At 72.9% G+C, this 14,293-nt stretch carries 15 protein-coding genes and 1 pseudogene; 8 read left to right on the forward strand and 8 right to left on the reverse strand.

The window, feature by feature from the left end; all coding sequences use genetic code 11:
- The 4 genes and pseudogenes from CD790_RS07055 to CD790_RS07070 form a co-directional block, all read right to left on the reverse strand.
- Positions 1–930 carry a neutral zinc metallopeptidase gene (locus CD790_RS07055; RefSeq protein ID WP_144382170.1) on the reverse strand — a complete coding sequence of 310 codons (930 nt, stop codon included), beginning with the start codon at positions 928–930 and terminating at the stop codon, positions 1–3.
- A gap of 60 nt (positions 931–990) precedes the next feature.
- Positions 991–1,953, reverse strand: a complete 963-nt coding sequence (locus CD790_RS07060; RefSeq protein ID WP_144382171.1) for an alpha/beta fold hydrolase — start codon at positions 1,951–1,953, stop codon at positions 991–993.
- 145 nt (positions 1,954–2,098) lie between these two features.
- Complete coding sequence (locus CD790_RS07065) at positions 2,099–2,827, reverse strand: hypothetical protein (protein WP_144382172.1); 729 nt, start codon at positions 2,825–2,827, stop codon at positions 2,099–2,101.
- Between the two features lie 328 nt (positions 2,828–3,155).
- Positions 3,156–3,305, reverse strand: a pseudogene (locus CD790_RS07070) (hydroxypyruvate isomerase); the annotation flags it as partial.
- 135 nt (positions 3,306–3,440) lie between these two features.
- Here CD790_RS07070 and CD790_RS07075 point away from each other — a divergent pair.
- Together CD790_RS07075 and CD790_RS07080 are read left to right on the forward strand one after the other, a co-directional pair.
- The gene (locus CD790_RS07075) at positions 3,441–3,692 is read left to right on the forward strand and encodes a hypothetical protein (protein ID WP_144382173.1); all 252 of its coding nucleotides are present in this window, start codon (positions 3,441–3,443) and stop codon (positions 3,690–3,692) included.
- Positions 3,689–4,075, forward strand: a complete 387-nt coding sequence (locus tag CD790_RS07080; RefSeq protein WP_144382174.1) for a helix-turn-helix domain-containing protein — start codon at positions 3,689–3,691, stop codon at positions 4,073–4,075. The genes CD790_RS07075 and CD790_RS07080 overlap by 4 nt, the downstream gene beginning before the upstream one ends.
- Here the strand turns inward: CD790_RS07080 and CD790_RS07085 are convergent.
- Positions 4,072–4,743 carry a hypothetical protein gene (locus CD790_RS07085; RefSeq protein WP_144382175.1) on the reverse strand — a complete coding sequence of 224 codons (672 nt, stop codon included), beginning with the start codon at positions 4,741–4,743 and terminating at the stop codon, positions 4,072–4,074. The genes CD790_RS07080 and CD790_RS07085 overlap by 4 nt on opposite strands.
- A gap of 137 nt (positions 4,744–4,880) precedes the next feature.
- Here CD790_RS07085 and uraD point away from each other — a divergent pair, with 137 nt between their 5' ends.
- From uraD to CD790_RS07110, 5 genes are all read left to right on the forward strand, one after another.
- Positions 4,881–5,390, forward strand: a complete 510-nt coding sequence (gene uraD, locus CD790_RS07090) for a 2-oxo-4-hydroxy-4-carboxy-5-ureidoimidazoline decarboxylase (RefSeq protein WP_144382176.1) — start codon at positions 4,881–4,883, stop codon at positions 5,388–5,390.
- Positions 5,387–5,770 (forward strand): hydroxyisourate hydrolase, encoded by a 384-nt coding sequence (gene uraH, locus CD790_RS07095; RefSeq protein ID WP_144382177.1) that lies wholly within the window; start codon positions 5,387–5,389, stop codon positions 5,768–5,770. Before uraD ends, uraH begins: the two co-directional genes overlap by 4 nt.
- A 7-nt stretch (positions 5,771–5,777) precedes the next feature.
- Positions 5,778–6,701, forward strand: a complete 924-nt coding sequence (pucL, locus tag CD790_RS07100; protein WP_144382178.1) for a factor-independent urate hydroxylase — start codon at positions 5,778–5,780, stop codon at positions 6,699–6,701.
- A 207-nt stretch (positions 6,702–6,908) separates the two neighbouring features.
- Positions 6,909–8,285 carry an 8-oxoguanine deaminase gene (locus tag CD790_RS07105; RefSeq protein ID WP_144382179.1) on the forward strand — a complete coding sequence of 459 codons (1,377 nt, stop codon included), beginning with the start codon at positions 6,909–6,911 and terminating at the stop codon, positions 8,283–8,285.
- Between the two features lie 264 nt (positions 8,286–8,549).
- Positions 8,550–9,905, forward strand: a complete 1,356-nt coding sequence (locus tag CD790_RS07110; protein WP_260867465.1) for a nucleobase:cation symporter-2 family protein — start codon at positions 8,550–8,552, stop codon at positions 9,903–9,905.
- Positions 9,906–10,047: 142 nt separating this feature from the next.
- On the opposite strand, the gene aceB is transcribed toward CD790_RS07110, so the two are convergent.
- Together aceB and CD790_RS07125 are read right to left on the reverse strand one after the other, a co-directional pair.
- Positions 10,048–11,664 (reverse strand): malate synthase A, encoded by a 1,617-nt coding sequence (gene aceB, locus CD790_RS07120; RefSeq protein WP_144382180.1) that lies wholly within the window; start codon positions 11,662–11,664, stop codon positions 10,048–10,050.
- 384 nt (positions 11,665–12,048) lie between these two features.
- Positions 12,049–12,675 (reverse strand): NTP transferase domain-containing protein, encoded by a 627-nt coding sequence (locus tag CD790_RS07125; protein WP_144382181.1) that lies wholly within the window; start codon positions 12,673–12,675, stop codon positions 12,049–12,051.
- 252 nt (positions 12,676–12,927) lie between these two features.
- Here CD790_RS07125 and CD790_RS07130 point away from each other — a divergent pair, with 252 nt between their 5' ends.
- The gene (locus CD790_RS07130) at positions 12,928–13,224 is read left to right on the forward strand and encodes a DUF5955 family protein (protein WP_313956489.1); all 297 of its coding nucleotides are present in this window, start codon (positions 12,928–12,930) and stop codon (positions 13,222–13,224) included.
- Between the two features lie 100 nt (positions 13,225–13,324).
- Here the strand turns inward: CD790_RS07130 and CD790_RS07135 are convergent, their stop codons facing one another.
- Positions 13,325–14,113, reverse strand: coding sequence for an IclR family transcriptional regulator (locus CD790_RS07135; RefSeq protein ID WP_144382182.1), 789 nt, complete (start codon positions 14,111–14,113; stop codon positions 13,325–13,327).
- Between the last annotated feature and the right edge of the window lie 180 nt (positions 14,114–14,293).

The following is a 14,293-nucleotide window of genomic DNA, read 5'->3' on the forward strand; positions in this document are numbered from 1 at the left end:
TCAGGAGTTCGGCAGACAGCCCCGCACCCCGGACTGCGCCCCCTTGTTGAAGAAGGAGATGCGCTGGCCGGCGTCGCCGTGGTCGGAGGTGTCGGTCCAGGGGGTGGCGTCGGCGAGCTCGGTGAGCGCGGCGGAGAGCTCCTCCGTGTCACCCTCCTCGAACCGCAGCGTGCCGTCCCGCGCCGCGCCGAAGAGCACCGCGCCCGCCAGGCAGTCCGCCTGGAGCTCGCCGGCCACGCTGACGAGTCCGGCGTTGAGGCGGTTCTGCACGGCGTGCCCCCACTCGTGGGCGATCACCAGATAGACCCAGGCGTCGCCCTTGCGATGGCCGTCCCGCAGGAGATCCATGTCCCAGGCCACGTAGTCGCCGTCCGAGCAGTAGACGGCGTTGTCGTCCGGCAGCGGGCTCCCGCCGCAGGTCGGGACCTCGGCGGCCGCCCCGTCGTACGCGCCCAGCACGCGGGGGGCGCTGTACGACCCGGTGAACAGCTCCGACCAGTGGGTGGACCAGTAGTCGTCGGTGACCTGGAGCGCCGAGTCGATGTCCTGCTCGACGGTGTCGGCACCGCCGTCGGCCGCCGCCCCGTCCTCGCCGGTGGCCGTGTCCTCGGAGCCGTCTGCCGTCTCCCCGTCTCCGCCGTCCCCGGCCTCTCCCTCCCCGGTCTCTCCATCTCCCGTGTCGCCGTCCTCGGATCCGTCCGTGGACGCGTCCTCCGGGGCGGGGTCGTCGGCCGTCCCGTCGCCGGCCGAGGGGTCCTCGGCGGCGGCCGTGTCGTCCGTCGAACCGGTGCCGCCGGTGGTGGATCCGTCGGCCCGGCCCGGCGGATCGTCCCCGCCGTCGCCTCCGCCGCAGCCGGCGACGAGGGCGAGGACGAGGACGAGCGGCGCCAGCAGTCTCGCCGGGGTGCGTATGGGGCGGGGGGAGCGCATCGCGGTCTCCAGGTGGGGTGCGGAGAGTGGGGGGAGTCCCCCAACCGAACCCCCACGCCGTCAAGAACGCAAGGAAAGCCGGCCGATGTACGCAGCAATGCGCAGGGACACCTCGTACGGCCGTTCCAGGAGCATCGCGTGGCCCGCTCCGTCCAGGGTCTCGACGGTGATGTGCGGGTGCTCGGCGGCCAGTTCGGACAGAGCGTCGTCGAGGCCGCGGACGTAGGCCGCCATCAGCTCGTCGAACCAGGCCAGTTCGCCGCCCTGGTGGAGCAGTCGGCCGGCCCGGAGGACCAGCAGCGGACAGGACAGCCGCCGGTAGAGCAGCGGCAGGTCCAGACGGTGCATCCGGTCCAGCATCTCCAGCCCGGCCTCCCGTTCGGGGCGCAGATAGCGCCGGCCGTCCGGGGTCTCCGCGACCGCGCGGGCCGCTCCCTCCTGCATCAGGGCGGCCGGGATCCCCAGCCGCTCGCCCACCGCCATCTGTTCTTCGAGGACGGTCTCGAAGACCTCGGCGGGCAGCACCCGGCCGACGGCGGCCGCGGTGACCTCCCGAACCCTGGCCATGCCGCGCAGCGCGGTCTCCCGGTCCAGACCGGCGTACAGCTCGGGCACCCCCTCGTTGTGGCCGTCCAGGTTGACCACCGCCGGTGTCTCCGGGTGCGCGTCCGCGTAGGCGGCCGCGAGCATCCCGCCCAGGGAGTGGCCGACGAGCGCCGCATCGGGCATGTCGCACGCCTCCAGGACCGCCGCGATGTCGCCGAGCACCGCCGGGATGGTCCACGGGCCGGCGTCGGAGTGGCCGTGGGCGCGCAGATCCATGGCCACGACGCGGTGCCGGCCGGCGAGTTCGGGGGCGACCGCGGACCAGTCGGCGAGCGTGCGGCCGGCCCCGTGCAGGAGCAGCAGCGGGGCGCCGGCGCCGCCGAAGTCGCGCACGGCCAGACCCACCGGGCCGTGGTGGACCGTGCGTTCGGTGAAGTCCACGCTGAGGGCGGAGGGTCTGCGCGGGTGTGGGGGCATGCCGAATCGCTCCAGGGCGTCGTGGCGGTGGGGTCGGCCACCACGCTACGGCGGTCTCGGCAGCCAGAGATCATCCCCCGGTAGGTGGCGCATCGGCCGCGCGGTGGAGCACGATGAACGAGGGTCAGTCCCTCGACGGACCCCGTCAGAGCTCCGGCGGACCCATGCGGATCAGGTCGTCCGCGGCGTCGTTGACCGGCTGTGGAGTGCCGGTGAGGTCCATGACGAAGAGCGGTACGCGCAGGTCGTCGGCGCGTCTGCGGGCGTCCCTGGAGTAGCCGGCCAGCGAGAAGAAGACCCCGATCGCCGAGTCGTTGAGGCCGTTGAGCCACAGGCATTCCACATCGCGCACACCGGTGGGCCGGGTGGTCGGGTCGACCTGGGCGACGATCCCGGGCCCGCAGAGGTCGACCCCCGCGGCCGTGTGGTCCTCCGGCCGCCGCATCCCGGAGAAGCCCAGCCATTTGAGGTACTGCCCGGCGGCGGTGATGGCGTCCCGCGCGGTGCGGATGGTCACCGGCCGGAAGGCGGGGCGCAGTACGGCGGAGCTGGCGGAGGCCGGCCCGGTGGCGCCGGGGCCGCCCGCGGTGGCGAGGTCGCGGTCGGGGGCGCCGGGCGCGGGGACCACCGGCACCCGGAGCACCGTGCCGCAGGGGCAGCCCAGTTCGGGCTGGGGCCATTGCTCCAGGCGGCGACAGCTCGGGCAGCGCACGGCGACCCAGGTGTCCAACCAGGTGCGGTGGCGCACGGGTTGAGGGGTGGCGTCGGACAGGGGAAGGGTGAGCGGGGCACCGCACGCGCACGGGAAGGTGGGCGGGGTGAACGACTGCTCGTGGCGGCACACGGGGCAGCGCACCGGCACGCTGTCAGGCATCTGAGGCTCCAGCGAGGGGTTCGTGGAGAGACGGGGACGTACGTGCCCATGCTCCACGATGCGCCATGCTGTGGGGAGGGAATTGCCCGATTCCGCGTACAAATCCGCGGATGGCCTGCGTGCGGTCCGTGTGTGGGCGTGTGCGTTGAGTGCCGTCGTCGGCGGGTGAGCGCGGTGCCGCGTGGACGGGTGGAGGCCCGGGTCGGCCCACGCGACGCGCCTCCCGCACCGCCTCCTCGACCCGTCGCCCGTACCCGGCGTCGGTCGCGCGGACGTGGGCGAGTCCCGGCGGCGGCGCCCGGCGCGACAGGACAGGTCGGCGCCGCCGCCGGGGGCTGAGGGGGCGCGCCGCCCAGGGCCACCACAGCTCGACCGCGTCGAATCCGGCCGCGGCGGCCGCCGCCGGGCGCTCCAGCAGGGGCAGCTCGGTGAAGAGGATCGAGAGGTTCACATCGAAGCGCAGGTCCTGGAAGCCCACGAGGCCCCTCCCTGTCTTCCGTATTATGGAAATGTTCTTCTGCTTTATGGAAGAGTGGGGGCGTCGCGGGAGTGCTGTCAAGAGGCGGCCGACATCCGCCGCGGTGGGGGCGCGGGGCGCAGTAGGTTGGGCCGCGTGAGATTGAGGGTTGAGTTCACCACCGAGCCGTTCGACCTCGACGAGGCGCCGCCGCACGCGGTGGTGGCCCGTGAGGTCGTGCACTCCGCCGAGCTGGACGCCGTCGACGTCGGCCCGTTCGGCAACACCGCCGAGGGGCGCGCCGACGTCGTGCTGGGCGCCGTCGACGAACTGCTGCGCAAATGCCTGGCGGCCGGCGCCACCCGGGTGTCGCTCCAGGTCAACGTGGTGGCGGAGGAGGAGTCATGACGGCCGCCGCGCCCGACCAGCCGTTCGCCGACCACCCCTTCGCGGCCGCCGTCAGGCCGCTCGTCGACGCCATGGGCGGCGAGATGATCGCCCCCGCTCGCGCCCAGGGCGATGATGTGGTGCTGTCCTGGGAGGGGCGCGAGGTGCTGGCGGTCCGGCTGCCCCACCTGTCCGACTCGCTCGATCACATCCTCGCCGAGCTCGAACGCCGCCACGGCATGCCGCTGGCCGAACTCGACCGCAGGACCAAGCAGTCGGTCGTCCGCGTCCTGGAGCAGCGCGGCGCCTTCTCGGTGCGGCACGGGGTGGAGACGGTGGCGAGCGCGCTCGGCGTGAGTCGCTTCACCGTGTACAACTACCTGAACCGTGAGAAGGCCGACTAGACCGGCGACAGGGTGTAGCAGCCCCGCGCGGACCTCGGCCCGGCCCCGGGGACGTCATCGCGGAAGTCGCGGAAGGCGAACTGCCCCGCCTCCCGGAAGGCGGTGGCCGCCTCCGGCGAGACCAGCAGGCAGAAGTCGCGGTCCAGTGGGGCGCGCCCGCCTGAGCGGTGCAGCCGCAGGGTGCCCTCGTACCGCCCGGGCCGGAAGTTCCAGCGGACCGCGTTGAAGAGCATCAGCGGCTGGCGAGGGGTGCCCTGGTCGACCAGCAGCGGACCCGGGTCGGCGGTGCGTTGGTACGTCAGCTCCTGGCGGGCCGCGTCGTAGGAGAAGGCGCCGGTCTCGTCCCAGAAGAAGGCCGGGGCCTTCGCCCGCCCCGCGGCCGCCCGCATCCGCAGCTCGGCCCGGGTGACGATCTCGGACTGCTCGGCAGCGAACCGGGTGGACAGGGTCGGCTGGAGGTAGAGCCAGACATCCCTGCCCTGGGCGATGCGCACGATGTGCGGCAGCCGCGCGTCGAGCTCCGGCTCCCGGCGCAGTGTCAGGAAGTTGTGGAGCGACAGCGCCAGCGCGACCAGGCCCGCCAGCGTGCCCGCCCAGGCGTGCACCACCTCGTGGCGCCTCCTGCGGGCCGGCGCCGACTCCTGGGGCGGTTCCGGGGCGGCGGACACCTCCTCACCCTCACACGCTCCCCGCGCGCCCGCGCGCCGCGCTGCGCCCGCCGGGTGACGTCGACGGGCCGCGGCCTTGACCAGAACTTTTCAACAAAGTGTTGACGCGCTGTGGCGGCGGCTCCTAGCTTGCGTCTGTGACTTCCAGCGCTACGCCGGGTCTCGCCCGGCTCAACTCGGCTGAAGGACCGGAAGCGGCGCGGCTGCTGCGCGAGGTGTGCGTCAGCGGGGCGTGGATCCGGGAGCTGGTGGCCGGCCGCCCCTACCCGGGGGTCGCGGAGCTCCACGCCGCCTCCGACGCCGCCACGGCCCGGCTCACCCCCGCCGATCTGGACGAGGCGACCGCCGGCCACCCGCCCATCGGCCGGCCCACCCCGGGCGACCCCACCTCGGCGCGGGAGCAGGGCGGCGTGCGCGAGGAGGACCGCGCCGAACTGCTCGCACTCAACCTCGCCTACCAGGAGCGGCACGGACACGTCTTCCTGATCTGCGCCACCGGCCGCACCGGCGAGCAGATGCTCGCCGCGCTGAAGGAGCGCATCTCCCACGACCCGCAGACCGAACGCGAGATCCTGCGGGACGAGCTGGGGAAGATCAACCGCATCCGGCTGGCCCGGCTCGTGGAACGCGGTGAGGAGACGCGATGACGGCTCGGACCTCGGTCTCCACCCACATCCTGGACACCAGTCTGGGCCGCCCCGCCGAGGGTGTGGCGCTCCAACTGGCGGTCCGCTCCGGGGCCGAGACACCCTGGCGGGACCACGCGGCGGGTGCCACCGACGCCGACGGGCGCTGTGCGAACCTGCCGGCGCTGCCGGAGGACACCACCCACGTACGGCTGCGCTTCGCGGTCGAGCCGTACTTCACCAGCAGGCGAGCCGAGGCACGGCAGGACGCCCCCCACGCCCGGGACGGCGGAGCCTTCTTCCCGGAGGTGACGGTCGTCTTCGCCGTCACGCCGGGGGAGCACTTCCACGTACCGCTGCTGCTCAACCCCTTCGGCTACTCCGTATATCGAGGGAGCTAGCACCGACATGCCTACGATTCTCGGTCAGAACCAGTACGGAAAGTCGGAGAACCGCGTCGTCAGGATCGTGCGGAACGGCGCCACGCACCACATCAAGGACCTCAACGTCTCGATCGCCCTCTCCGGCGACATGGACGAGGTGCACCGGTCCGGCAGCAACGCCACCGTGCTGCCGACCGACACCACCAAGAACACCGTCTACGCCTTCGCCAGGGAACACGGGATCGACTCGGCCGAGCAGTTCGGCATCCATCTGGCCCGACACTTCGTCAACAGCCAGGAGCCGATCCACCGGGCCCGCGTCCGGATCGAGGAGTACGCCTGGGAGCGCATCGCCCCCTCCGCGGCCGGCTCCCGGTTCATCGGCGCCGAGGACGTCCAGCACTCCTTCGTCCGCAAGGGGCAGGAGACCAGGACCACCCAGATCACCTACGACGGCGCGCGGTGGGAGGTCATCTCCGGGCTGTGCGACCTCACCGTCATGAACACCACGAACTCGGAGTTCCGGGGGTACGTCAAGGACCGGTACACCACCCTGAAGGAGGCGTCCGACCGGATCCTGGCCACCGATGTGCACGCCCGCTGGCGGTACGGCTGGAGCGACGACGAGCGGCCGACGCCCAACTGGGAACGCTCCTACGCCCAGACCCGCGCCCGGCTGTTGGAGGCGTTCGCCGAGACCTACTCGCGCTCGCTCCAACAGACGCTGTTCCAGATGGCCTCGCGGGTGATCGACACCCGTGTCGAGATCGACGAGGTGCGGCTCTCGCTGCCGAACAAACACCACTTCCTGGTCGACCTGGAGCCGTTCGGGCTGGAGAACGACAACGAGGTGTACTTCGCCGCGGACCGCCCCTACGGCCTCATCGAGGCCACCGTGCTGAGGGACGGCGCCGACGCGCGGATCCCCGTGGACCTCACCAACCTCTGACCCTTCCACCACCCCCGACGCGCGCGCCGGCGTCGCCCGGATCGCGGAACCGGACCACGGCACGGACCGGTCTCCGGCTCCCGATCCCGGGCCCCGGGGGAAGAGCGGGGGCATCTGCGCACAGGAGCAGCACCGCGGGTCCGGTCGTCACCCCGCTCGACCTCCCGGGCCCGTGCTCATCCCACAGGGAAGAACGAGGAACCTCCCATGGCCACCCCGCGCATCGTCATCGAGAACTGCGCCATCGCGACCGTGGACGCGGACGACACCGAGTACGCCTCGGGGCATGTCGTCGTCGCCGGCAACCGCGTCGAGTCGGTGGGCGCCGGCCCCGCCCCCGCCGGCCTGGAGGGCGTGGTCCGCCGCGTCGACGGCACCGGCCACCTGGCCACGCCCGGCCTGGTCAACACCCACCACCACTTCTACCAGTGGCTCACCCGGGGCCTGGCCCAGGACGCCAACCTCTTCGACTGGCTGGTGGCCCTCTACCCCACCTGGGCCCGGATCGACGAGGAGATGGTCCACGCCGCCGCCCAGGGCTCGCTGGCGATGATGGCCCGCGGCGGCGTCACCACCGCCATGGACCACCACTACGTCTTCCCGCGCGGCGCCGGCGACCTGCTGGGCGCGGAGATCCGCGCCGCCGCCGAACTGGGCGTCCGGTTCACCGCGGCCCGCGGCTCCATGGACCGCGGGGAGTCGGACGGCGGGCTGCCGCCGGACTTCGCCGTGGAGACCACCGAGGGCGCGCTGCTCGCCACCGAGGAGGCCGTCGACCGCTACCACGACGCCTCGTTCGACTCCATGCTGCGGATCGCCGTGGCGCCCTGCTCGCCCTTCTCCATCTCCACCGAGCTGTTGCGCGAGGGCGCGGCGCTCGCCCGCCGCAAGGGCGTACGGCTGCACACCCACGGCTCGGAGACGGTGGAGGAGGAGAAGTTCTGCCACGAGCTGTTCGGGATGGGCCCCACCGACTACTTCGACTCCACCGGATGGCTGGGCGAGGACGTGTGGATGGCGCACTGCGTGCACATGAATGACGCCGACATCGCCGCCTTCGCGCGCACCGGCACCGGCGTGGCCCACTGCCCGTCCTCCAACGCCCGGCTGGCCGCCGGCATCGCCCGCGTCCCCGATCTGCTCGCCGCGGGCGTCTCGGTCGGACTCGGGGTGGACGGCACCGCCTCCAACGAGTCCGGCGAGCTCCACACCGAGCTGCGCAACGCGCTGCTGATCAACCGGCTCGGCGGGCACCGGGAGCGCGCCCTCACCGTCCGGCAGGCGCTCCGGCTGGGCACCCACGGCGGCGCCCGGGTGCTCGGCCGCGCCGACGAGATCGGCTCGCTGGAGCCGGGCAAGCTGGCCGACCTGGTGCTGTGGAGACTCGACGGCATCGGCCACTCGACCATCGCCGACCCGGTGGCCGCCCTGGTGCTGGGCGCCGCCGCGCCGGTGACCCTCTCCCTCGTCAACGGCCGTGCCGTGGTCGAGGACGGCCGGCTCACCACGGTCGACGAGGAGGCGATCGCCCGCCGCACGCGGGACGAGGCCCGGCGGCTCGCCCGCCTCGCCGCGGCCGACTGATCCGCGAGGCCGGCCCACCGACGCCCGACTCGCCCCACGGACTCGGCCGGGAGGGACGGCTCCCGGCCGGGCCCGCGGACCTGGTGGTTCCGCGGGCACCGCCCCCGGGGCGCGGCAACGCGACTCACGCCCTGGGGGCGACTTCTCTCCCCCCTCCCCCACCGACTCCCACCTGTCATGTCAGTGTCGACATGGCCGGCCGTCGACACATCCGCAGGACCTCCCTGAAACCCGTGCCCCCACGGCGCGTCACCCGACAGGAGGATCGGCGTGCACCCGGTCGATCAGACTCTGCCTCCCCTGAAGATGTTCACCAGCGGCCTCCAGCACGTGGCCGCCATGTACGCGGGCGTGGTGGCCCCGCCGATGATCATCGGCCCGGCGGTGGGACTCTCCACGGGCGAGACCACCTTCCTCATGGGCGCCAGCCTGTTCACGGCCGGCATCGCCACCCTCCTCCAGACGCTGGGCTTCCGGCGGATCGGCGCCCGGCTCCCCTTCGTCAACGGCGTCTCCTTCGCGGGCGTCACCCCGATGATCGCCATCGGCACCGGGGCCGGTCCCGAGGACGCGCTGCCGGTCGTCTTCGGCGCCACCATGGTGGCCGGACTGCTCGGCTTCGTCCTCGCCCCCTACTTCTGCAGGCTGGTCCGCTTCTTCCCGCCGCTGGTCACCGGCACCGTCATCACGCTCATCGGGATATCCCTGCTGCCGGTGGCCTTCGACTGGGCCCAGGGCGGCGACCGGCACGCCGCGGACTACGGCGCCGCGAAGCACCTGGGGCTGGCCGCCATCACGCTGTTGCTGGTCCTCGTGCTGCGCCGGGTGCTGCGCGGGTTCCTGCAACAGATCGCCATCCTGCTGGGCCTGGTCGGCGGCACGCTCGTCGCCGTGCCGTTCGGGGTGACCAGCGCCGACGCCATCCGGCAGGCGGATCCGCTGGGCTTCCCCAGCCCCTTCCACTTCGGCGCCCCGCAGTTCCAGGTGGCGGCGATCGTCTCCATGTGCGTGGTGATGCTGGTCTGCATGACCGAGTCCACCGCCGACATGCTCGCCCTCGGGCAGATCGTGGAGCGGCCGGCGGACGAGCGGACGCTGGAGGGGGGTCTGCGGGCGGACGCCCTCGGCACCGCCGTGAGTCCGCTGTTCAACGGCTTCGCCTGCAGCGCCTTCGCGCAGAACATCGGGCTGGTCGCGATGACCGGGGTGCGCAGCCGCTATGTGGTGGCCACCGGCGGCGGCATCCTGGTCCTGCTGGGGCTCTCGCCGGTCGCCGCGTCCGTCATCTCGCTGGTGCCGCTGCCGGTGCTGGGCGGCGCGGGCGTCGTGCTGTTCGGCTCGGTCGCCGCGAGCGGCGTGCGGACGCTGGCCTCCGCCGACCTGGAGCACGGCGAGAACGCGCTGATCGTCGCCGCCGCGCTCGGCATCGGGCTGATCCCCATCGCCGCCCCGGAGTTCTACCACGCCTTCCCCGCCGACCTGCGGGTCGTCCTCGACTCGGGCATCAGCACCGGCTGTCTGGTCGCGGTCGCCCTCAACCTCGCCTTCAACCACCTGGGACGGCGCCACCGCGAGCAGCCGGAGACCGCCGAGCCGCTGCGAGAACGGGGCGCATGCTGACACTGGAACGGTTGTTCTGGGTGCCGAGGACGTGCGGCGGGCCGCTGGCTTCTGGTGCGAGGCGCTGGGTACGTGCCCCGCGACGGGGCGGCCGACGAACGATGGCGTGATCGACGCCAGCCGCGGCGACTGAACCCGGCGCTCAGTCCAGCAGTTCGTACGCCGGCAGCGTGAGGAACTCCGCGTAGTCCTCGTCCAGGGACACCTTCAGCAGCAGGTCGTGGGCCTGCTGCCAGCGGCCGGCGGCGAATGCCTCCTCGCCGATCTCCTCGCGGATGGCGGCCAGTTCGGCCACCGCCACCGCGCGGACCAGGTCGGGGGTGGCCCGCCGGCCGTCCTCGAACTCGACGCCCGCGTTGATCCACTGCCAGATCTGGGAGCGGGAGATCTCGGCGGTGGCGGCGTCCTCCATGAGGTTGAAGATGGCCACCGCGCCCACGCCGCGCAGCCACGCCTCGATGTAGCGGATACCGACCTGGACGGCGTTGCGCAGCCCCTCGTAGCTGGGCCGGGCGTCCAGCGAGCCGATGTCGATCAGTTCGGCGGCCGTGACCTGGACGTCCTCACGGAGCCGGTCCTTCTGGTGCGGCCGGTCGCCGAGCACCGCGTCGAAGGAGGCGCGGGCGACCGGGACCAGGTCGGGGTGGGCCACCCAGGATCCGTCGAAGCCGTCGCCGGCCTCGCGGTCCTTGTCCGCCTTGACCTTGGCGAAGGCCACGGTGTTGACCTCGGGGTCGCGGCGCGACGGGATGAAGGCCGCCATGCCGCCGATGGCGTGCGCGCCACGCTTGTGACAGGTGCGGACCAGCAGTTCGGTGTACGCGCGCATGAAGGGGGCGGTCATCGTCACGGCGTTGCGGTCCGGAAGCACGAACCTCGCCCCGCCGTCGCGGAAGTTCTTCACGATGGAGAACAGATAGTCCCAGCGGCCCGCGTTGAGCCCGGAGGCGTGCTCGCGCAGCTCGTAGAGGATCTCCTCCATCTCGTACGCGGCGGTGATGGTCTCGATCAGGACGGTGGCCCGGACGGTGCCCCGCGGGATGCCCAGGTGGTCCTGGGCGAAGACGAAGACGTCGTTCCAGAGCCGGGCCTCATGGTGCGACTCGGTCTTGGGGAGGTAGAAGTAGGGGCCCTTGCCCAGGTCGAGCAGGCGCCGGGCGTTGTGGAAGAAGTACAGGCCGAAGTCGACCAGGGCGCCGGGCAGGGCACGGCCGTCCAGCCGCAGATGGCGCTCGTCCAGGTGCCAGCCGCGCGGGCGCATCACCACGGTCGCCAACTCCGCGGCCGGGCGCAGCGCGTAGCTCTTGCCCTCCGGGCTGGTGAAGTCGATCCTGCGCTCGTAGGCGTCGATCAGGTTGAGCTGGCCGAGGATGACGTTCTCCCAGGTGGGAGCCGAGGCGTCCTCGAAGTCGGCGAGCCAGACGCGGGCGCCGGAGTTGAGCGCGTTGATGGTCATCTTGCGGTCGGTGGGGCCGGTGATCTCCACCCGGCGGTCCTCCAACGCGGGTGGGGCGGGGGCGACCCGCCAGCTCTCGTCCTCGCGGATGTGCGCGGTCCGCGGCAGGAAGTCCAGGGTGCCGGTGCGGGCGATCTCGGCCCGGCGCTCGGCGCGCAGCGCGAGCAGTTCGTCGCGGCGCGGGGTGAAGCGGCGGTGGAGCTCGGCGAGGAAGGTCAGGGCCTCGTCGGTCAGCACCTCGCTCTGCCGCTCCAGCGGCTCGGTGTCGACGACGGCCAGCGGGGACGGCGCTGGTGCGGACATGGGCGGTCACTCCTTCGGTGAGGGCGCGGCCTTCGGCGGGACACGGGCCCGGCGGACAAGGGCGGGGAGGGTCGGCGTCGAGGGCACGGACCGTCGCGGTTACGGCCCGCGGGGCCGCGGGAGGGTCATGTCGGCACGGGGTGCCGCGGTCGCGGTAGCCGGGCTCGGCGGCGCGGCGAGGCCCGACCGCTGCCCAGAGCACTTCTGACCAGTGGAGAATAATTTCCTCATGGTGGAAGTTCAATGGTTTGTTGATGCCGAGCCGGTGTGAGGGGGCGGAACCGGCCACAAGGGTGGCGCGCGGTGCCGCAGCCTCCCGTGACGAGCCGCGCGGTCCCGCCACACCAAGGGGCACTCCGGAAGCGCGTCCACCCGGAAGCGCGTTCACTCCAGGAGCGTGAGGTCCTCCGGGGTGTCGATGTCGTCCGGCGTGGCGATGTCGGCGCACTCGACCAGCGTCAACTCCCCTCGGTGGGTCTGGAGGAACGCGCGGGCGCCACGGTCCCCGGCGGCGCTCGCCGCGACCTCGGGCCAGTGCGCGCGGGCGATCAGCACCGGGTGGCCGCGCTCCCCGTCGTAGCAGGCCGCCGCCAGGCCCGCGCCGCGCCGGTGCGCGTCGAGCAGTCGGGCCACCGCCTCGGCGCCGATCCGCGGCTGGTCCACCAGCAGGACCAGCGCCGCGGACGCCTCGGGCGCCGCCGTGTCGAGCGCGGCCAGCCCTGTGCGCAGCGAAGAGCCCATGCCCGAAGGCCAGCCCTGGTTCTCCACCAGCCGGCATCCCGTCAGTTCCGCGCGGGCTCGCACCTCGGCCGCCGCCGCGCCGAGCACCACCTGCACCGGATCGCAGCCACCGGTCCGCAGGACCCGTACGGCGTGCTCCACCAGCGGCCGTCCGCGGTGCGTCAGCAGCGCCTTGGGGCGGCCGCCCAACCGGCGCCCCCCGCCGGCGGCCAGCAGCAGCCCGGCGACGGATCCGCCGGGGACCGTCGTGTCATGGGTCCCGTGTGCCATGGGGAGTGCATACCGCATCGGGGCGGGTGAGCGTTGAGTGGCCGGCGCACCCGTTGAAATGTAAACGGAAAGTCTCTATTTCGCCCTGTGTGTGGCGCTCGATGCGGACAGTGGCGTTAACTGATCCGCCTGAGGGTGAGTGGCTTCGCGCAACGGCGCGCGAGGGGGAGGCGTGTGTTGTCCAGCGATCGTGTGAGGCTCGGCGAGCCGCCCGGTGCCTCGGCCATGGAGGGCGCCGCAGTCGTGAATCGGATGCGCGGGTTCGGCGGTGACGAGGATCCGAGAGCGATGGAGCTGCTACGGGCCGTGGGTCGGTTGCGCCGCGAACTCGCGGCCCATCCGGCGGACTTACCCGACCGCGCCATCGCCGAGGACGAACTCGGCACGCTGGACGCCATGGCGCGCGGCGGCACGCCCGAGCTGCCCCGGCTGCGCCGGTCCCTGTTGCTCGTCGCCGGCGCCGTCGGCTCGGTCAGCGCGCTACGGCCGGCCCTGGGTGCGGTGCGCGCGGCGATCGACGACTTCGCCGACGCGGGCCGGAGCGGTTAGCGGCACCTGGGGGCGTCGTGGCCCGGAGGCGTACGGGCCCTACCCGGGGTGATGTTCGAGAGGCCGCTTCCAGCGGTGTCACGGCCGCGCCGGCCGGCCGCTAGGCGCCCGGTCCGGTCGTGGTCAGGGCGATCGACAGCTCCGCCGCCACCTGCTGGAGCACCGGCACGATCTGCTCCGTCGTCTCGTCCGTCACCCGGCCCGCCGGCCCCGAGATGGAGATCGCCGCGGCGGTCGGGGAGTTGGGGACCGGCACCGCCAGGCAGCGCACCCCCAGCTCCTGCTCGTTGTCGTCGACCGCGTATCCCGTCTCGCGCACCCGCTCCAGCGCGGCCAGGAACTCGTCCGGCGAAGTGATCGTCTTCTCGGTGGCGGCGGGCATGCCGGTGCGGGCGAGCAGCGCGCGCACCTCGTCGGCGGGGGTGGCGGCCAGCAGCGCCTTGCCCACGCCGGTGGAGTGCGGCAGCACGCGCCGACCGACCTCGGTGAACATCCGCATCGAGTGGCGTGAGGGCACCTGGGCCACGTAGACCACTTCGTCGCCGTCGAGCAGCGCCATGTTGGCGGTCTCGCCGGTCTCCTCCACCAGTCGGGCCAGATAGGGCCGCGCCCAGGTGCCCAGCAGTCGCGAGGCGCTCTCGCCGAGCCGGATCAGCCGCGGACCCAGCGCGTATCGGCGGTTGGCCTGCTGGCGCACATATCCGCAGGCCACCAGCGTGCGCATCAGTCGGTGGATGGTGGGCAGCGGCAGCCCGCTGCTCACCGACAGCTCGCTCAGTCCGACCTCGCCCCCGGCGTCGGCCATCCGCTCCAGCAGGTCGAAGGCGCGCTCCAGGGACTGGACCCCGCCGGCGGTGCCGGTGGCGGTCCTGGGCTCGGCGGACGGCACGTCGCGTTCCTTTCGGGGCAGGTGACGCCGGTCGGGCGAGCGCCGCGAGGGCGCTGGCCGGCCGGCCATGAGCAGCCTACCCGGCTCCGAAATTGGGTTTCCATCTCATGGAATCTTTCCCAACCTTCGGTCGTTCGGCCGCGCCCCACCGGGTGGCGCCGGGCCGTCGGGAGGTCTTGA

Source organism: Streptomyces sp. SAJ15 (genome assembly GCF_007595705.1).
Lineage (GTDB): Bacteria > Actinomycetota > Actinomycetes > Streptomycetales > Streptomycetaceae > Streptomyces.